The 18,524-nt window shown below is 41.3% G+C and carries 16 protein-coding genes; 5 read left to right on the top strand and 11 right to left on the bottom strand.

Going from position 1 to position 18,524, the window contains the following annotated elements:
• Window positions 1-15 precede the first annotated feature (15 nt).
• From FXW07_RS09570 to FXW07_RS09590, 5 genes are all read right to left on the bottom strand, one after another.
• Window positions 16-1,494, bottom strand: coding sequence for a proton-conducting transporter membrane subunit (locus FXW07_RS09570; RefSeq protein ID WP_229395229.1), 1,479 nt, complete (start codon window positions 1,492-1,494; stop codon window positions 16-18).
• On the bottom strand, window positions 1,494-2,192 hold the full coding sequence (locus FXW07_RS09575; RefSeq protein WP_229395230.1) for a hydrogenase subunit: 699 nt from the start codon (window positions 2,190-2,192) through the stop codon (window positions 1,494-1,496). The genes FXW07_RS09570 and FXW07_RS09575 overlap by 1 nt, the downstream gene beginning before the upstream one ends.
• Window positions 2,189-3,130, bottom strand: a complete 942-nt coding sequence (locus FXW07_RS09580; protein ID WP_229395231.1) for an NADH-quinone oxidoreductase subunit H — start codon at window positions 3,128-3,130, stop codon at window positions 2,189-2,191. The genes FXW07_RS09575 and FXW07_RS09580 overlap by 4 nt, the downstream gene beginning before the upstream one ends.
• Entirely contained in the window at window positions 3,127-5,061 is a 1,935-nt protein-coding gene (locus tag FXW07_RS09585; RefSeq protein WP_229395232.1) for a proton-conducting transporter membrane subunit, read from the bottom strand. The genes FXW07_RS09580 and FXW07_RS09585 overlap by 4 nt, the downstream gene beginning before the upstream one ends.
• Before the next feature lie 665 nt (window positions 5,062-5,726).
• Window positions 5,727-6,398: a RibD family protein gene (locus FXW07_RS09590; protein ID WP_229395233.1), complete on the bottom strand. Its 672-nt coding sequence runs from the start codon at window positions 6,396-6,398 to the stop codon at window positions 5,727-5,729.
• A 156-nt stretch (window positions 6,399-6,554) separates the two neighbouring features.
• Here FXW07_RS09590 and FXW07_RS09595 point away from each other — a divergent pair, with 156 nt between their 5' ends.
• Window positions 6,555-7,466, top strand: coding sequence for an ATP-binding cassette domain-containing protein (locus FXW07_RS09595; protein WP_229395234.1), 912 nt, complete (start codon window positions 6,555-6,557; stop codon window positions 7,464-7,466).
• On the top strand, window positions 7,459-8,730 hold the full coding sequence (locus tag FXW07_RS09600; protein ID WP_229395235.1) for an ABC transporter permease: 1,272 nt from the start codon (window positions 7,459-7,461) through the stop codon (window positions 8,728-8,730). Before FXW07_RS09595 ends, FXW07_RS09600 begins: the two co-directional genes overlap by 8 nt.
• Window positions 8,731-9,198: 468 nt before the next feature.
• Here FXW07_RS09600 and FXW07_RS09605 read toward each other — a convergent pair whose 3' ends face one another.
• From FXW07_RS09605 to FXW07_RS09615, 3 genes are all read right to left on the bottom strand, one after another.
• Complete coding sequence (locus tag FXW07_RS09605) at window positions 9,199-9,453, bottom strand: hypothetical protein (RefSeq protein ID WP_229395236.1); 255 nt, start codon at window positions 9,451-9,453, stop codon at window positions 9,199-9,201.
• An 84-nt stretch (window positions 9,454-9,537) separates the two neighbouring features.
• Window positions 9,538-11,157 carry a PAS domain-containing protein gene (locus tag FXW07_RS09610; RefSeq protein WP_346655644.1) on the bottom strand — a complete coding sequence of 540 codons (1,620 nt, stop codon included), beginning with the start codon at window positions 11,155-11,157 and terminating at the stop codon, window positions 9,538-9,540.
• Between the two features lie 180 nt (window positions 11,158-11,337).
• Window positions 11,338-11,514, bottom strand: a complete 177-nt coding sequence (locus FXW07_RS09615) for a hypothetical protein (protein WP_229395237.1) — start codon at window positions 11,512-11,514, stop codon at window positions 11,338-11,340.
• Window positions 11,515-11,632: 118 nt separating this feature from the next.
• On the opposite strand from FXW07_RS09615, the gene FXW07_RS09620 reads away from it, so the two are divergent.
• Both FXW07_RS09620 and FXW07_RS09625 read left to right on the top strand, forming a co-directional pair.
• Window positions 11,633-12,700: a TRM11 family methyltransferase gene (locus FXW07_RS09620; RefSeq protein ID WP_229395238.1), complete on the top strand. Its 1,068-nt coding sequence runs from the start codon at window positions 11,633-11,635 to the stop codon at window positions 12,698-12,700.
• 363 nt (window positions 12,701-13,063) lie between these two features.
• Complete coding sequence (locus FXW07_RS09625; RefSeq protein WP_229395239.1) at window positions 13,064-14,323, top strand: hypothetical protein; 1,260 nt, start codon at window positions 13,064-13,066, stop codon at window positions 14,321-14,323.
• A gap of 299 nt (window positions 14,324-14,622) precedes the next feature.
• Here FXW07_RS09625 and truA read toward each other — a convergent pair whose 3' ends face one another.
• Entirely contained in the window at window positions 14,623-15,432 is an 810-nt protein-coding gene (gene truA / locus FXW07_RS09630) for a tRNA pseudouridine(38-40) synthase TruA (protein ID WP_229395240.1), read from the bottom strand.
• An 8-nt stretch (window positions 15,433-15,440) separates the two neighbouring features.
• Complete coding sequence (locus FXW07_RS09635) at window positions 15,441-16,358, bottom strand: winged helix-turn-helix domain-containing protein (RefSeq protein ID WP_229395241.1); 918 nt, start codon at window positions 16,356-16,358, stop codon at window positions 15,441-15,443.
• 189 nt (window positions 16,359-16,547) lie between these two features.
• Here FXW07_RS09635 and FXW07_RS09640 point away from each other — a divergent pair, with 189 nt between their 5' ends.
• Complete coding sequence (locus tag FXW07_RS09640) at window positions 16,548-17,618, top strand: formate--phosphoribosylaminoimidazolecarboxamide ligase (protein WP_229395242.1); 1,071 nt, start codon at window positions 16,548-16,550, stop codon at window positions 17,616-17,618.
• A gap of 117 nt (window positions 17,619-17,735) precedes the next feature.
• Here the strand turns inward: FXW07_RS09640 and FXW07_RS09645 are convergent, their stop codons facing one another.
• Window positions 17,736-18,347: an NAD(P)H-dependent oxidoreductase gene (locus tag FXW07_RS09645; protein WP_229395243.1), complete on the bottom strand. Its 612-nt coding sequence runs from the start codon at window positions 18,345-18,347 to the stop codon at window positions 17,736-17,738.
• Between the last annotated feature and the right edge of the window lie 177 nt (window positions 18,348-18,524).

Here is an 18,524-nt window from a genome sequence, read left to right on the forward strand (position 1 = left end):
CTTTTTGCCTCCCATTCACAGGTATCCAAGTTCGTACACGATTATGTTCAACAGGTTTTCCAGAGGTTCCGGAAAGACAACTCCAAGGGCCAGAATCATAAAAAGAATGGACAGTATTGGAAATTTCATGCCTCCTCGGACTGTATAGGGGATAAGCGGAGTTTCCGTGCCTTCGGTTCCAGCATCTTTCGAGCTCTGGGTAAAGGCTTCGATTAAAAATCTTGCAAATGCAGCCGATGCTATGACTAGGAGGAGGAGAACTGCAAAAACAAGCGGTTTCGAAAATCCGAAAGCTTCCAGCAGGATAAAAAATTTGGCCGAAAAAATCGGGAAAGGGGGCATGCCTATGATTGCAAAGCTACCAATAACAAAGCCCCAGCCTGCAATGGGCTGAAGTGAAAAAACATCTTTTATGTCCTTAATCAGGTTACTTTCGTATTGCCTGTGTAGAATGCCTGCCGAAAAAAAGAGTGAGGCTTTGGTCAGTGAGTGGGCAAGGATGTAAAAAAGTGTCCAGAAGAGAGCAAGAGGCGTTCCAATCCCTATTCCAAGGAGGAGAATGCCCATGTGTTCCACACTTGAAAATGCAATCAGCATCTTCAGGTTTTTCTGCAAAAGCATATTCAGGACCGCAACTGCGATGGTAAGCAGACCAAAACCCAGAAGGAACTGAGATATCATAGTCTCTGCCTGAGTCTGCCTGACAATTGCGTACATCCGCAGAATTCCGTACATGCCTATATTTAACAGGACTCCGGATAAGATGGCGCTTACTGCTGAAGGGGCTTTTGAGTGGGCATCTGGAAGCCACGTATGGAAGGGAAAAATTCCAGATTTTGCTGCAAACCCGATAAAAAGAAACACAAAACTTGCAGTCAACATTTTAGGGGACAGGAGGGCTGCATTTTTAGCCAGTATTGTCCAGTTCAGAGTCCCGCTGCCCAGTACTTCCCCGGAAAGTGTGTATAAAAAGATCAGTCCTATGAACGAAAAGAGCATGGCTCCCGAGGCTATGAAGATGTATTTGATGGCTGCGTCGATGTTTTCTTTGGCAGACAGGATTGCTACAAGTGCGGCTGAAAAAACTGTTGTCAGCTCGGCAAAGATCCAGAACAGAGCAAGGTTGTCCGAAAAGAAAGCCAGGGTCACTGTCGTAAGCAGGAGGCTGAAAACCATATAGAAGATTTTCAGGTTATTCCTGTGCAGTTCCTGGGCCTGCATCAGGCTCTCCACGTAACCATTTGCATAGACCGAAGCCAGGAAAAACAGCAAAGCCGCAATCAGAACTTCATAGAGGCTGAGATGGTCCACATAAAAGTATTCACTTCCGGTTTCAAAAATCGGGAATGGGGTATTGAGCAACACATAAATCCCAATTGCAAGAGACGCAAGGGTGTGTAGAATGAAAAAGGCATTCATTGCCCTGTGAAATTTTGAAAGCGTGATAAGGGCAAAAGCTATGGCTCCCACAGCCAGATAACTGAGTATTATCATTAATCTTCCCTCACTGACCAGATTCTAAGTGTCTGGAGGCGCTGGTGATATTCTTCAATTGTAGAATCTATACCAATTGCCAGGATAGTTGTTAACAGTACAAGGATCATCAGGTCTATTACGATCAGGATTTCTATAATGAAAGGGAGATCCGCAACAAAAATCCCGAAAAGAAGAACTCCGTTTTCCATTGTCAGATAACCGATGGCTTTTGTAATCACTTTCCTCCGGCTGAATATCACAAGCATACCCATGAGAGTCAGCGATAAGCCTATAACAGCCCCCATGAAAAACAACTTTCCCAGAATAAATTCACTGAAAAAGCCCGAGAGAAATACATAGACGAGCAGGATCAGGCCCATGCTAACAATGAGGGACGCTGTTGGTTCCAGGTAATTAAACTTCAGGTCTCTGCTAATCTTGATTTTTTCCCCGATATGGTTTATAAAAAGAGGAATTAGCAGTACCTTGGTTACAAGTGTAAGAACTGCTATCGAAAGCAGTGTTTGGCTGCCCTCGATCAGGTAGAGGAATAAAGCGATCAGGACCAGTAGTAAGGACTGGGAAGCGTATACGTTCAACAGAGAGGCAATGTTCCTTGTGGAAAGGGTAAAAGCTGCAGTGATCAATACAAAGACAAAGAAAATCCTGATTATGTCTTCTAGAAATGCTGGATCTGCCAGTAAAGGAGAGATCATGCAAATACCTCCAGCAGGATGGTAAGTGCGGAAAAGAAAAACGCCATCATATAGAAGCTGGGCAACCTGAAAAGCCTCATTTTTGCAATGGAAGACTCAAAAAGTCCTATTAATCCTGCAAGCAAGCTGGCTTTTACAAGGAAATAGAGGCATGAGACTGAAAGGCTTGCAAAGGTGATCTCGGTTGCAAGCCCCCAGGGAGCCAGGATATTTATCAGGACTGCCATCAGGATTGTCTGTTTAACGGCATGGGCAAGCTCTATTAAAGCCAGGTTTTTCCCTGACTGTTCCAGAATCATGGCTTCGTTCATCATGGTAAGTTCAAGATGCGTTGCAGGGTTGTCCACAGGGATCCTTCCTGTCTCCACTATGATAATAATAAAAAGGGAAATCGAAATAAGGGTAAGGGTCGGGCTTTCCGGAATCGTTGACCCGGCAGTTATTGCAAACATCTCATGAAGATTTACGGTTCTTAAGACATATGCAAGTGCAGCAAAGGCTATGACCATCGTAGGTTCAATGACTGCCGAGAGGCTCATTAAGCGGGAGCTTCCCATGCCTCCAAAAGTGCTTCCAGCATCAAGCCCGCAGAGTGCCGTAAAAAAACGTTCTATTGCGAGCAGGTAGAGGAAAACTATTATGTTTCCGATTCCTGCAGGGGTATCAGGGATAAAGACTATGGGGACAAAGAGTGAGGCCAGAAGGAGAACTGCCAGGTTGAGGTAGGGGGTAATTCTCATGATTCCTGAAGAGTTAGGTGAGTACACAACTTCTTTTTGCATAAGCTTGCGTAAATCTAAATAGTTCTGCAGGAGACCTGGACCTTTTCTTCCCTGGGCGGATGCCTTGACTTTTTTAATCAGGCTCATAAAAAGTGGGGAAACCAGAAGGATAAAGCCCGTATTTAGCAGGGCGAATAAAAGGAATGAAGCATTCATGCGAAATACCTCGTAAATGTCATCAGTGTTAGTACCGCAATGAAAACGTAGAGTACATAGGTATCCAGTTTCCCATTCTGCATTCTGGAAACCTGGGAAGAGACAAGGCTGACTGCATAGGCTACAGGAATATACAGGCGTTCTTCAAAGAATTTAATCAGGTGAATTCTCGCAGTTCCATTCTTAAAAATACTTCCTTTAGTATCTGAATATGTTCTTGTACTGGATATTTCAGTCCTGTAAATCTTTTTGAAAATGACTACAAGAGGCTCCGAAAAGCCTGTAGAGGTGTATTCCATTGTCGGGTGCTGGGCCAGGATTCCGCATCCCCAGGTTTCTTTGCTTATCCTTGTTTTTGAAGGGCCGGAATTGCGGACCATAATCCATACAAGCCCGCATGCTCCGACAAGGATCAACCCGATAAGCAGCATGTCCGGGACCCCGAGATCAAAGCCGAGCAGAGCCAGAATCCTGGATGAAAACAGCCCTGAAAGGATACAGAAAGCTGCAGGCACAGCTTCTCCAAAAAGCATGGGTTTCGGGACTTCGATGGCTTCCTGTGCACATTTTGTCCTCGGAAGAGCAAGGAAGGTAATTCCGAAAAGCTTTACAAAAAGAGCTGCTGCAAGCGCACTGGTGAGGGCAAATACCGAGAGGGTAATAATTAAAAGCACCTTTAGTAGAGGGTCTGGAAGCTCAGATGAATAAAAGTAAGCCTGAAAAAGCATCATCTCACTTACAAAGCCGCTTGTTGGAGGAAGGCCAGCAATTGAGACCGAACCTATCAGAAAAAGAGCGGCGGTTTGGGGCATTCGTTTTACAAGGCCTCCGAAGGCTTCGATGTTCCTTGTGCCAGTAGCATGGACCACTGAGCCTGCACCGAGAAAGAGCAAACTTTTGAAAAGGGCGTGGTTGAAAGCGTGGAAGCAGGCTCCTGCAAGGCTTAAGAGCGCAAGGCTTTCAACTCCTTCCAGTTTAAATATCAGATACAGGCCAATTCCTGTGAAAATGATCCCGATATTTTCTATGCTGCTGTAAGCAAGCAGCCTTTTTATATCGCTTTCTTTAACGGCGTAAATAACTCCCAGTACGGCTGAGAGAGTCCCTGCTATAAGGATCAATGTACCCCACCAGAGTTCTGGGGTGGAGACCGAGAGCAAAAACCGCAGGAAACCGTAGATTGCAACCTTCAGCATAACGCCTGACATCAGAGCCGAAATGCTGGACGGGGCTGCAGGATGAGCATAGGGCAGCCATTTGTGGAAAGGAACAAGCCCTGCTTTGATTCCGAAACCTGTAAAGAGGCAGAGGAAAGGCAAAGTAAGGTCGCTTGCCGGGTAATCCAGTGGTCCGAACTCGGCAGAGCCAGTCAACCTGAACAGACTTATAAAACCCATAAAAAGAAAAGCTGTACTCAGACTTGTCATTATAAAGTAGAAAAGCCCTGCTTTTTTGTTTTCTTCCGAGGTATAATCGTGGAGTACCAGCATTAAGGAAGATAGAGACATTATTTCCCAGAAAACCAGGAAACCTATCATATTTCCTGCAAGTACGACCATCAACATGGCAAGGATAAAGAGGTTTGTGAGGGCTGCCTGAAGATCTTTTCTTGCTTCACTTTTAGCGTGCTCCACATATTCAACGGAATAGATTGAAACCCCTGACGTAACGGCTGCAATCAGCAGAATAAAACCTGCTGAAAGCTTGTCTGCGGTCAGGGTGAAGTCAAGCCCGGGAAGAAATCCGATGGCTGGAAAAGCAGGCTCTTTTCCGGTGTAAAGGATGATGCCTGCAAAAGCCAGAAGCAAGATCGAAGAAAGAAATGATAGGCCAAAAGAAGTTTTTCTTGCGTTTTTACTGCGGCACAGGAGAGGCAAGACAACTCCAGCTATAAGGGCTATAATAGCGCTGTAAACAAAAGCTTCTAGCAAACTCTTTCACTCCTTAAGCTGGCTAACCAAGTGTTCAGCCTTTTCAGCCTGTGTTTACTTAAGGCAAGATTACTTAAAGCAAGATTTTTGGAACTGTTTCCCCTATTATAAATTATGAAAACAATATCGTGGTTCGTATTTACACTCCACCCAAAATTTCGATTTCAAAAATTTTATCTCGAATATTTTTCGCTTAAATCTTCCTAACATTACACAGATTTACATTATAAACTTTTTTGTAAATAATGCTACTTTTTCATTTTTGACACTTGCTTTCTAAAAATAGGGTGTATAGAGCTTCTCAACATTTAATAAAAAAGATTTTTTTTCTGCTTTAAGATGAAAAATCTTCATTTTTTACACCATATCTTTCTATATATATTAAAAATGTATATGCTCTTTAAGTGACCATTGCCTTAGAATGGCATTGATCAGAGAGAAAAAGCCATTAAACGAGAAAAGCTATTTAACGAGAAAATTTTGTATCATACGAGAAAATTCTGTATGAAAATAGAAAAGTTCGTGTTATAAGAGAAAATTTTGTATCAAAAGAAAATATTCTGTATTAAAAGAAAATAGTTCGTATTAAAAGAAAAAATTTTGTATTAAAAGAGAAAATCTATTAAAGAGAAAATTTTGTGTTAAAAAATATGTTTTCAACCTTTTTATTCTTTCAAAACACGATATACCAGATGTACATATTGCTTTTCCACGATTTCATTTCTTAAAAGTTCAAGCCGAATACCGCTTTTTTCCAGTGTCCTGAAAAGATTTGTTCCATTCTTCCCTACAATTTCGGGAGTGAGAATGAGGCTTATTTCGTCGACAAGTCCATGTTCGAGTAATATGCTGTTCAGAACTCCCCCACTGTCTGAAACTACAAGTTCAAAACCATATCTTTCGTTTGCAATTTCCAGTGCCTGTCTTATGTTTACACGGTCTGAGCCTGTCCGGATGAAATCATAATTTCTTTCTTTGAGGTAATTGATGTAAGCTTCAGGAGTCTTTTGCGAGACCAGAACGATTGCGTCTTTGCTGAACTCGGAACGCCTGAACACATGCATTAACCCTTCAAGGATTCCCTTTGAGTCCGCAATCAGCCAGTATGCCCTGGGGTCGTCAGGATGAATTTCAGGTTTCTTGAAATCCGCTTCCTCTTCAGGCGGAATTTTTTCGCAGAAGAACTGGGTTCCGGTTTTCGCAGTGTTCGAGCCTACTATCATGGCATCGGGCAGATAACTGCTCAGGATTTTGTAGTGAACTCCAATATTTGCTTCGAAGCCCGTAGTAGAGCCATCTAGACTTATACTGTTGTGAATTATTACTTTTGGTATCATACTATCCCCTGAATTTTCCTTACTTATCCGATTGAACTCCCATTAACCCTTTTAATACTGAAAAATTACTTTTAAAAGTCAAATCAGCTTTTAATTCCTTTAAAGTTTCTATAATATATCGAAGAAGTTATCTGTATTGGAATGTATTTAATTTTAATGCATACTATAGAATTTGAAAGCGTATCAAAGTCTTTTTCAGAAAAGACTATTCTCGAGGATATATCGTTTTCAGTGAATCAGGGCGAGATCTTCGGGCTTCTCGGGCCAAACGGAGCGGGAAAAACCACGCTTATAAGGCTTCTTCTTGATATTCTCAGGCCGGACTCCGGGGAAATACGCGTCTTTGGGGATTTTCTGAGCCCGGATGCAAAAAACAGAATCGGATACCTTCCCGAAGAACGTGGATTGTATAAGAAAACGAGACTTCTTGATATGCTGGTTTATCTTGCACAGCTTAAAGGCGTACCAGAAAAACAGGCACATTTAAAAGCCGAATCCCTTCTCAAATCCCTGGAATTAGATCAACATAAAAACAAAAAAGTTGAAGAACTTTCCAAGGGGATGCAGCAGAAAATCCAGTTCCTTTCCGCAATTATCCATGAACCTGAACTCTTAATCCTTGATGAACCCTTTTCCGGGCTTGACCCTGTAAATACGAAGACAGTTATGGACAGAATCCTGGGACTCAGGACAGCAGGAAAAACAATAATCCTTTCCACACATATGATGGAACAGGCTCAGGCACTTTGTGACAGGATCCTTATGCTTAATAAAGGCAGGAGAGTACTTTACGGCTCTGTAGATGATATCCGGAGAGAGCATGGAAAAAACTCTCTGATTGTAGAATTTGCAGAAAAAGGAGATTTGAACGCAATTCGGGAAATTTCTGGCATAAAGAAAGTAATAGAACATGGAAAATCGGTTGAAATTTTCCCTGAAGAAGAAATAAGCGTCCAGGTCCTTCTTGAGGAGCTTGTCCAGAAAGCAAACCTCATACGTTTTGAAAAAAAGCTTCCTTCTCTTAATGAGATCTTTATTCAAACTCTGGAGAGTGCTTCCAATGAATAGTTTTTCCAAAAAAACCTTTATTGTTGCAAGGCACGAGTTCCTGAAAACAATAAAGCGTAAAGAATTTCTTTTTATGACCCTCTTCTTTCCCATCCTGTTTGCAGGAATCAGTGTTGTTCCTGCAATGATTTCAGGCATGAGCCAAACTGAAGACCAGAGAGTAGGTTATATTGATATGACTGGCTCTTTCGAATTTCCAGAATCAATACAGAGCGAAGGCTTTTCTCTAGAGCCCTCAGAGACAAAAACCTCAGTTGTAGAATTTGTAATGTACAGGGACATTTCCGATGCAGGGCAGGCCTTACAGGCAGGACAGATTTCTTCCTACCTCGTTATTCCTGAAGACTTTCTTAAAACCGGAACAATAGAACTGTATAGCCTTGAAAAAGAATCATCTATGCAAAATTTGGGGCTGTCCTCCGGACTCTCTAATATCGTTATTACTTCCCTCCTTAAGGACAAAGTGGACGAGCTAACTCTCAAAAGGGTCCAGGATCCGGTTAACATCAAGTTTTATAATGTGGGAGAGACCGGAGAGTCTTCTGAGCAGGGTATTAATGATATCTTTGCTAGCTTTGGTCTTCCTTTTCTTACAGCTTTTTTCCTCTTCTTCAGCATTTTTTCCTCATCCGGCTTTCTGCTTCGCGGAGTTGCCGAAGAAAAAGAAAACAGGATTATAGAAATTTTGTTGTCCTCGGCAACTCCTTTTGAAATCCTTACAGGCAAGATCTTTGGCCTTGGCGCAGTCGGCCTTCTGCAGGTTGTAATCTGGCTTGCGGTAATATCGCTCAGTAGCGGGTATGCCCTTACTGTAAAAATCGAGCCTGTTACTCTCTTCCTTGCTGTCATTTATTTCATATTTGGTTTCCTATTTTTTGCCAGTGTGATGGCAGGAATTGGGGCTATCACCAGTTCCCTTCAGGAGAGCCAGCAAATTGCAGGAATTTTTACGTTTGTAGCTGCATTTCCCCTCATATTCATGCAAATGATCGTTACAAGCCCGAACAGCTTATTTTCAGTCTTTCTTTCTCTCTTTCCCATTAGTGCGCCTGTAGCCATGCTTGCCAGGATGGGAACTACATCTGTGCCTCTTTACCAGATCCTTGCCAGCATCTTCATTATGTTGATTTCGGTTTATGTTGTGATCCTGCTTTCCAGCCGGCTTTTCAGGACTTATCTGCTCATGTACGGGAAAAGACCGAAAGTAAAGGAAATATGGAAGAATATATTGACGGAATCCAGATCGATGAACAAAGGGACCTAATCCCACACAAACTGGTCAAATAATAACTGGTCAAATAAACTATAGTTTTATCGATACGATTTTATAATATTGAGTGCATAGTATAAATTGGTTCATAGGGGAGTAGCTGTGAAATGGAGGGAAATACCGGACAGCTTCAAAACTGATCCAGTAATAAACTTCATTGACATAGAATAAACCTTGTGAACCACCTAACTGCTTTTAATTCAACTTTTTTTCAGTGCCTAAATTTGGCGAATCCTGAATCTACGAATAGATCTTTTTTCAGCCTTCTTTTTCTATCCTCTGCTGTTTTATCCACCATTTTTTACTTCTGCGGTGAGTGCCGCCGTTTCTCGATTTCTACAGCAATTTTGTTCTTTGTCCTAGATTTGTTCTTTGCCCTGGATAATCGTGAATATTCTCCGTAATAATGCAGGTGCTGTATTTTACATGGGAGCATATAGCTTTACATGGGAAAAAGTGGCTTTATATGAGAAAACATGGTTTTGCATGAGAAACTGTAGCACCGATTGCCATCAACAGAAAAAGCATAACTATGAATCTGAAATAAGTAGGGTGTGATACTTTCAATTTACTTTCAATAGGATCCGCAATTGCAGGAATTGATATACTACTTATCAGGATAGAAAATATTCCAGGGAGAATCTCACCTTGAAAGATCAATGCCATTCCGACAAGTAAAAAATAAGCACCAATGGTATATCGAATAATGTTTATCAAAATAAACATTTTGTATCTATGTTCATCTATTCTATCACCCTCACAATGAATCGCAATTTATGAGGTCTCCGAAAATTTCGAGACTTATGAAAGTTCTGCTTGAATACAGACTGGAGCGATATAGTTTACCACCTGGAGAGCAATGCTCTCAATGAAGTTCCGGATACTCCAGGGAATCTTATCAAGGGTATGGGAGGCGAAGTTCAGGCTGCCCACAATCTCTCCTCTATAGTTAAGAGGAATTATGGCAACAGATTTTATTCCTTCCCTCTTTACTGCGTCAACCATTGTATCGGAGTAGAACTCCAGTGAGTATATGGGCTTTCCAATCAAGATTTGCCTTGCTTCCAGGGAATCTGCCTTATATCTGGAAACTGTTTCCCTAAACTCGAGGGAAATTCCCCTATATGAAACCAGGTTTAGCTGGTCCAGGAGTTCGTCCTTGAGGTATATAACCCCTACATCGAGTCCATTTATTTGAAGGCAGGAATCAAGAACCAGGTTGAGTATTGTCTGGAGGTTCCAGGTAGTACTCAGTTCTTTCCCGAGTTCTCGCTGGATCTCAAGCATTTTATGGGCTTCTTTCCTTTCTGTAATATCAACTACAAGGCCCTGGAAATGAGTTACTTTTCCTTCCTCATCTCTCTGGATAAAGGTTTTCTCTTCTACCCAGAGCATTTTTCCATCCCCCGTAAAAATTCTATATTCAACGTCGAAGTAATCCTGTTTCTCTGCAATGTTGCGTTTGAGGGTTTCAATAACTGGGCCTATATCATCTTTGTGAATAATGCTATTGTAAGGGATTTTTCCTGAAGTAAAATCTTCTACTCTATACCCGAACTTAGTTATGTTTTCTGAAACGTACACCGTTGGCAGGTTTTCTTTGTTTTCCCACAAAAAAGCCACTGCCTGGCTGTTATTTATTATAGTTCTCAAGAGTTTCTGAGTCTCTAAAGACTTTCGGAGAGCTTCTTCGCTCTCTTTTCTCTCAGTTACGTCCAGCACAAGCCCTTGAAAGTGAGTCACTTTTCCGTCAGGACTTCGCTGAATAAATGCCCGTTCATTTACCCAGTGGAGATCGCCAACTTTTGTAAAGATTCTGTACTCTATATTGAAGTCAACTTCCCCTCTCCGGATACGCTCTTTAAGCGAATCCTCCACTCTCTTCAGGTCATCAGGGTGGATAATATCTCCATACAGGACCCTGCCTGAAATAAAGTCCTCCACTGTGTACCCAAACTGGACCACATTTTCAGATACAAACTCAGAAGGCCATTTTTCTTCATTTTTCCAGAGAAATACCACTGCAGGACTGTTATTTACAACTGTTCTGATTATTTCCTGCATCTCAAGGACAGAAAGTAAATCCACAATTCCTATTGCTGCAATAACCTTCCCGTCCTCTGAGAAAATTGGAGAAACAACCACGTTTCTGCCAAGGTACGTGCCTTCCTTTGGCACTCCCCGTATGGTCTTGCCGGTCCTGAGCACCTCTTCGAGTACAGGGCCTGTATATTCTCTGTCAAGGATTTGACCTTTCTCTAGGCGAAGTCCCTTTCGATTGAGGCTCCGGATAGTAGTTGGAAGCCCAACAAGAGAGTGTACTGCGACCGCTATAGGCTCAAGTTCATCAGATCCCGCATCTTCAGATATTAAATAAGTAATTCTTTCACCCCCAGATATCCTGAAATTCTTAAACGTAATAAGATCTAAGAATTTTCAGCAAGAAGAACTAAGATCTTAACCCTTTATATGTCTTTTTTCCTTATTTTAAGACATTTTTAGTGGTAATACATTTTTAGTGGTAATGCATTTTTAGTAGTAACCATTTTTAGTGGTAATACATTTTTAGTGGTAAACATTTTTAGTGGTTATATATTAGTCTTAATTTATATAATTTTGATTTTTCTCAAATTTCCAGATTCCAAGCTCCTTTGAGACTGTTCTTTTCTGGTTTCCATCCGGTTTTTGATCACGATTTCTTGGCAGGTATTTTTCCAGCCTGCGCGGAAACGTAACAGTTACAGGAATTTTTATATGCGTGAAGAGGATACAAATCATCAGTTACTTTTAATAACTACTTTCACGTTTCACGCACGGAGTTTTGTATTTACTTCCACACCGTAATGGTGCGGATGTTATTTCCAATTTATAATCATCAACCTATTCCCGATCACCAATGTTATACGCTTTTGAACTTTCTGGAGAACATGAAGAACTGCCCGTTGCCGAAGTATTTGCCTGTCTCAAAATTGAAGGACTTGATTTTCGGGCCCATACTATTATTGACCAGTGCCTGGTAGTGGAAATCACTGGCAAAGAGGAGGATGTGGAAAAAATCCTTCGAGGCACGATAACTGACAGGCTGGCAATGACCCACCATATCCTGAAGGTCGTTGGGATTACCGAAAATACTCCGGATGCAATCCTGAAACTTGCAGAAGCCTTTGATTTATCAGGCTACATAAAGGAAGGGCAAAGTTTTGTGGTCAGAGCAAAGCGAATTAAACATCATGTGGATTTTCCGGGCGAGTTTCTGGAACAGAAAGTCGGAGGATGTATTTACAGGAAAGGCTTTAGGGCAAACCTGAAAACCCCTGACGTGGAATTCAGAGTGATCCTGAGTGAAAAAGCTGTGTTAGGAACTCTCCTGTCCTCTATTGACAGAAGTGCATATGAAGCCAGAACTCCTCAGAATAAACCTTTTTTCCATCCCGGTGTCCTTATGCCGAGAGTTGCACGTGCCCTTGCAAATCTCTCTGGAATAAAGCCAGGAGAACTCTTTCTGGACCTCTTTTGCGGCACTGCAGGAATTCTTGTTGAAGCCGGGCTTATGGGAGCAAGGGTTATAGGAATTGATGCCCAGGAAAAACTTGTTACAGGTGCCCATATGAACCTTGAAGCCTTTAAACTGGATTATGCCCTGATGGAAGGAGATGCCTGCAGGGTTCCGTTAAAGGAAGAAACAATAAATGCAGTTGTCACTGACCCACCCTACGGCAGATCGGCAGCAATTCTCGGCGGGTCCCTGGAAGAACTTTATTCCTGCGCTCTTAGTGAGATTGAGCGTGTCCTTAAGCCTGGAGGCATCGCAGTTGTAGTTTCGGATAAAGCTGCAGCGGAATACGGAGAAAAGGCAGGGCTTAAGGTTCTTAAGATTTACTCCCAGAGAGTACATCGAAGCCTTACCCGGACAATAACTGTTTTTCAGAAAGAATTGAAGAATGAGACTGGCAAACGGGAATGAAGAATGAGAATAGTAAACTGGAATGAAGAATGAGAATAGTAAACTGGAATGAAGAATGAGAATGTCAAACGGGAATGAAGAATGAGAATGTCAAACGGGAATGAAGAATCAAACCTGCATTCAGTAGGTAATCTGTAACCTGTTTTTCGCGATAGTTTTATTGATCTCGTTTTTGTTGGAAAACACATTATCCATTACGCGAAATATTATTGCAAGTGGCATCTTTGTTTATTAATGGGGCAAAATTGCAAAAAACTATATAATGTTGCAAAACTGGAACGAATTACAAAAACTGGTAATCTTTTCTACCTGCAAGTTGTATAAAGATTACGAGGAAGTAATTAATCTGCAAAGAGTGATCCTATGGCATTGCCCCCGTTAAAAGACCGAAGCTGTGGTTATGAATTTGCGGCAAGCGAATATAATCTTATTTTTAGAATAGAAAATACGGGTTATGTCAGGTACAAAGATCAGGAAAAAGGAATCTTCTATCTTGATCCCTCACCTTATTATAATGACCCTAAAAGCCAGATTTATGCAGTAAAAAGCGGGGAATTTCCACCAAAGGACAGATTAATAGAAGTTGCTGTGACGGAAACTGAAACATTTTATGAACTTAAAGGGCAGGAACTTGATCCAGTTTTAGTTAAATATATAATTGGCTGGAAATACATAAATCCAAATAAAATTCGGGGTAAAGACTTAGCAAGTACTGAAGAGTTTTTGGAGTTTTTATCAACTCCTGTGAAAAACCCCAATTTTTACAACATTGAGGATTTTCGATATTGTTTGGGTATGTGTGCAATCTCAGCCCCTCAAATAACAGACCTTGAGAAAGGCGGAGTAAATACCGTAGCCCTGGACACACACCGGGACAGGCAGAAATGGGCTGCGTTTAAGCGGATATTAGGAATTGTTCCTCAAGAATTTCGGCAGCCTTCCTCCAAGAACTTTTATAAGTTTCTTGAAAACAGCGAGGAAATTTATCCTCTTAACAGCCGTGAAGTTAATTTATCCTATTTTAATGTGACCGATGTGCCTATTCACCTTCCAATTCCTTTGAACATGGCGTTTAAAACACACGGGGAATATAAACAGAGTTTTGAAGAATACCTGCCTGTAGCAAGGGCATACATGATTAATTCTCTTCTATTTCAGCCATATGTTCCTGAAAAAATAGAAAAAAGAATGGAAAATGCAATGTATTTCATTCTGGATGAAATATCTTCAAGGGGAGATATGCCATATTATCAGGACATAGGATCGGTTATTCCGAAATTAGCCACTTCCTTTGCCAGACTTAATTTTAAATCCTGGGTAACACTTAATGATTTGAAATCAAGTACAGGACTCTGGTCATATGTAATGGACGGGTCAAGACATAACATAAGTGAACTTCATAAAATATCAACAGACTATCTGTATAGATTGTCTCCTGAAGCAGAAGTCCTGCTTAAAGAAATAACAGAACTGGACGATGCAGGAGTGCCTCTTTTATTGAGTACTGTTAAGAGTTATACAAAGCTGTTTGATTTTACTTTTGATAATGCTTTAAGAAAGCTGAAGGTAAACGGATCCATATATTTCCCAAACGGTGAAAAGATAGGGCTTGTTCATTATTAATTTTCATTTTACTCTATCGATGTTTATTGATTTTAACAATTATTCAGCTTATATTACAGTCAATTTCCCACTAATGATTTCAACTTAGGAATGATTCAAACACCAACAATCGAAAATAGAAAAAGGGAACCAACAGCTAATAATTGTGGAAAATTGATTTAGAGGGATATGCTTATTGAATTTAATTAAAGAAGGATATTTATATCGTTTTACCTACGATAAATACTAAGCAAGTATACTCAAAAAAAGTAAAATCAAAATGAAATTCGAAACATTAAGAATCCCTGTAAAGGCACTTTTTACTCATGGGAGATCAGTTCTTCCAGCACTTCTGCCATAACCCTGTGCCTGAGGATACGTTTCTGGTTCTGCTCGCTTGCTCTCCTGATAGAATAACTGTCTTCAATCCATTCTATTTTCTCGTCATAATTAACTTTCAGAAGGGTCAATCCATATGCAGGAGCAGGCTCGATACCTTCTTCATAAATATCCGGATTCAGCATCTGGAGCAGCCAATCGGTATCACGCACCCCGTTGCCTATCATGGAAAGGGCGGTTACGATTTTCCGGACCATATTCCAGAGGAAACTATTTCCAACAACATCGATTTTTATAAGCTCTCCATCTATTCGGGCATCGATCCTTTCTATGGTTCGAACCGTACTTTTTTCTCCATTGGTTCGCGAAAAGTTTTCAAAATCGTGCGTCCCAAGCAGAAATTTTGAAGCTTCCCGGATTTTGGAGATGTCATACTCTCTTCCGCTCATTACATAGCGGTAGTGTCTGGAAATCGCATCTCTTCTGGCATCAAAGCTTAGGGGCACTTCCGCGTGAGCCCAGACCCAGATTCCCGAGGGAAGTTCGGAATTTATTACTCTTGGAATTGCCAGGTTCATTTTATCCGTGTCAAAAGCGAAAACCTGTCCAAAGGCATGAACCCCGGCATCGGTTCTGCCAGCGCAGATATAATTCGCAGACTTGGGGCTTTCTATAATCCCGAGATTCCGAAGAGCCTTGAAGAGTTCTCCCTCCACAGTCTCGACATTGGGCTGGATCTGGGAGCCGTGAAACTCGGTGCCTATGTATGCAAGTTTTAAAGCGACTCTCATAAGAATCTCTACTTGGCTTTATTCTTATAATAGACTTCTCTTACAATCAGTACGACTACTATAAAAAGACACCCTAACAGGAACCAGAACCCGGGGTGAAGAGAAAGCATGTCATAAAGCCCGTGAATCCCGCTTGCATGAGCTAACCCTTCAGGCGGGATAGAAGAACACCCCTGGGCAGAGTTTAAACCATCCGGTGTGGACATTGTGACTTCAGCAACTCCCTGGGTCGGGTCAGTTTCCACTCCATAGGACAGATTTCCTGCTCCGGATTCAGGAACTCCATAGCTTGCATTCGAAACTCCTTCAGGCACCTGCTGGTCGAGAGCTATTTTTGGGCTTACGTTATTGCTCTCGTTTATTCCCAGAACCATTTGCTCCGGAGAAGAATTGTCAAATGTTTCCATAGTCTTCATTCTCAAAGGAGCAGTTGCATCAATAACCCTTTTTGCCTTCATGTAAGCTGAAAAATACTCTATACCCGCAGATGCAAAAAAGACAGCTACTATTACTCCGAGGTACTTTTGCAGCAGGCTTACGAGAGAGAGTTTGTCTATAGAACTTTTTGAAGGAACGAGGACAATAAGTTTTTCAGCTGACTCGTAGATCTTTACCTGCCGTCCTTTCTTGCTCCACTTTATTTGTTTGACCTTTATAAGATCGGATTCTATAAGGGAGTCAAGATTATACTTAACAGTAGTAAGGGGAAGTTCCAGCTCCTCTGCAATACTGGTTGCAGACATGCTTTTTTTCCCGAGCAACTCAAGAATCTTTATTGATGTTTCATTGGAAAGAATCTGAGTGATCTTTCTGGATTCTCCATTTACCGGAAGAACAAGCACCTTGCCGCCCTGCTCCAGTTGCCCAGGCCCCGGCAGGGGGTCGCCGACTTCCGATAACTCATCTTGATCTTTAAGCCCGTCCATAATAACTTCCTGGATTAAAAACCTGTCTATTTTTAACTCAGAGTATAATCTTAGTTTGCGCGAATCAATATAAAGTTTTATTTTTATGACAGAATATTCGTTCACTACCACATCTAGATATAGAATCCAGACCTTAACCTTAAATAGAACATTGTATATACTAATCTAAATTTTCCGCTGGTACCAATCATGATCACAAAACAGCAGGTTCTTGAATTTCTGAAAAATTACGATTTAGAAAACATTACTATTGCAACAATTTGCTCCCACTCAAGCCTTCAAATTTTTGATGGAGCTCGAAAAGAAGGCTTCAGAACTCTGGGAATCTGCGTCGGCAAGCCCCCAAAATTTTATGAGGCTTTTCCCAAAGCAAAACCCGATGAGTACCTTGTCGTCGATAGCTATGCCGATATAATGAACAAGGCTGAGGAACTTAGAAATAAAAACACCATCATTATCCCTCACGGCTCAGTAGTTGCTTACCTTGGCACGGAAAATTTTGCAGAGATGGCCGTACCCACTTTTGGAAACCGGGCTGTGCTCGAATGGGAATCGGATAGAGATAAAGAGCGTGAGTGGCTTCTCGGGGCAGGCATTCATATGCCCGGGAAAATCGATGATCCCCACGATATCAATGGGCCTGTAATGGTCAAGTATGACGGGGCAAAAGGAGGAAAAGGTTTCTTCGTCGCAAAAACTTACGAAGAATTCAATGAACTCATAGACCATACCCAGAAGTACACGATTCAGGAATTTATTACCGGAACCCGTTATTACCTTCATTACTTTTACTCCCCTATCCGAAACGAAGGATACACTTTAAGCCATGGCAGCCTTGAACTTCTGAGCATGGACCGCAGGGTAGAATCCAATGCGGATGAGATCTTCAGGCTCGGTTCACCCAGAGAACTCGTAGAAGCAGGAATCCGCCCGACATATGTGGTCACAGGAAATGTTCCTCTGGTAGCAAGAGAATCACTCTTACCCCTTATCTTCTCTCTTGGAGAAAGGGTAGTTGAAGAATCTCTTGGCCTCTTTGGTGGGATGATAGGTTCTTTCTGCCTTGAGACTGTCTTTACGGATACGCTTGAGATTAAAGTCTTTGAGATCTCGGCCAGAATTGTTGCAGGGACAAACCTTTACATTTCAGGTTCTCCTTATGCCGACCTGATGGAAGAAAACCTCTCAACCGGAAGAAGAATAGCCCGGGAAATCAAAATAGCAGCTCAGACAGGCCAGCTAGATAAGATAATATCTTGAGCAGGTAATAACTTCAAGAAAATGAACTTTTAGAGTATATTGATAATTAAGTTTTCAAGCTCTAAAAATTAGATTTTCAAAGTTGACTTCCTTTTTAACCTTTAATTTTTTGAGATTTCAAACAAGTTTTTCAGGACTGATCGGGAAATACATATCTACTGTTTCTCTCACTTCTTTTAACCAATCCTGTCGTTCTTCAAGCTTACTGGTAACTATAACCCCAAACATTCTTCTATGAAAGTTTTTTACTCCGCAGAAATCGAAAACGCAGTTTTTCCATAATATCTCAAGCGGGTCCCCAAATACTTGCAATTCCCGTTCTCTTGGCGTGTTTGATGTGTTGAATACCAAAGCAGTTTCTGCTTTTAATAGTCCTATTGGTATTCCTTCGCCATTATCTCCTTCTTTAAATTCATATGCTACTCCAGCACGTATTACTCTATCTACCCATCCTTTTAAAATCGCAGGTGGCTGCCCCCACCAGTTAGGATGAACTATAACGATCCCGTCAGCATTGCTGATTTCATTGCAGTGTTCTTTAATTATTCTTTCTAACGAGGTGCCTTTAGGAATTTCCTGACCTGGGAGAATCGGATCAAATTTTTCCTCATAAAGATCGTGAAAAAAAACTTCATGCCCATTATTTGAAAGGGTTTCTATAACGGTATTTGCGATTGCATGATTAAAACTACCTTTATTTGGGTGTCCAAGAATTACCAGTATATTCATCGAACTTTGCCTTCCTATTCTGTGAATATATGCTTTAATGACGACGTCACATATCTATGCGAGCCTGATACTTTCATATCTACGTGAGCCTGATACTTTCCAGATATCATCCTCATATCGAAGAAAAAGAGAATTCGAAAAGATCAAAGTGTGGATTTTTATTTTAATTCCTTAAAA

This window comes from Methanosarcina sp. DH1, assembly GCF_020804205.1.
GTDB lineage: Archaea > Halobacteriota > Methanosarcinia > Methanosarcinales > Methanosarcinaceae > Methanosarcina > Methanosarcina vacuolata.

Excerpts from the sequence above, each read along its gene's own strand:
- FXW07_RS09570 (WP_229395229.1), bottom strand. The coding sequence starts at position 1,494 with ATGATAATACTCAGTTATCTGGCTGTGGGAGCCATAGCTTTTGCCCTT.
- FXW07_RS09575 (WP_229395230.1), bottom strand. The coding sequence starts at position 2,192 with ATGATCTCTCCTTTACTGGCAGATCCAGCATTTCTAGAAGACATAATC.
- FXW07_RS09580 (WP_229395231.1), bottom strand. The coding sequence starts at position 3,130 with ATGAATGCTTCATTCCTTTTATTCGCCCTGCTAAATACGGGCTTTATC.
- FXW07_RS09590 (WP_229395233.1), bottom strand. The coding sequence starts at position 6,398 with ATGATACCAAAAGTAATAATTCACAACAGTATAAGTCTAGATGGCTCT.
- FXW07_RS09595 (WP_229395234.1), top strand. The coding sequence starts at position 6,555 with ATGCATACTATAGAATTTGAAAGCGTATCAAAGTCTTTTTCAGAAAAG.
- FXW07_RS09600 (WP_229395235.1), top strand. The coding sequence starts at position 7,459 with ATGAATAGTTTTTCCAAAAAAACCTTTATTGTTGCAAGGCACGAGTTC.
- FXW07_RS09615 (WP_229395237.1), bottom strand. The coding sequence starts at position 11,514 with ATGATTTGTATCCTCTTCACGCATATAAAAATTCCTGTAACTGTTACG.
- FXW07_RS09620 (WP_229395238.1), top strand. The coding sequence starts at position 11,633 with ATGTTATACGCTTTTGAACTTTCTGGAGAACATGAAGAACTGCCCGTT.
- FXW07_RS09625 (WP_229395239.1), top strand. The coding sequence starts at position 13,064 with ATGGCATTGCCCCCGTTAAAAGACCGAAGCTGTGGTTATGAATTTGCG.
- truA (WP_229395240.1), bottom strand. The coding sequence starts at position 15,432 with ATGAGAGTCGCTTTAAAACTTGCATACATAGGCACCGAGTTTCACGGC.
- FXW07_RS09635 (WP_229395241.1), bottom strand. The coding sequence starts at position 16,358 with ATGGACGGGCTTAAAGATCAAGATGAGTTATCGGAAGTCGGCGACCCC.
- FXW07_RS09640 (WP_229395242.1), top strand. The coding sequence starts at position 16,548 with ATGATCACAAAACAGCAGGTTCTTGAATTTCTGAAAAATTACGATTTA.
- FXW07_RS09645 (WP_229395243.1), bottom strand. The coding sequence starts at position 18,347 with ATGAATATACTGGTAATTCTTGGACACCCAAATAAAGGTAGTTTTAAT.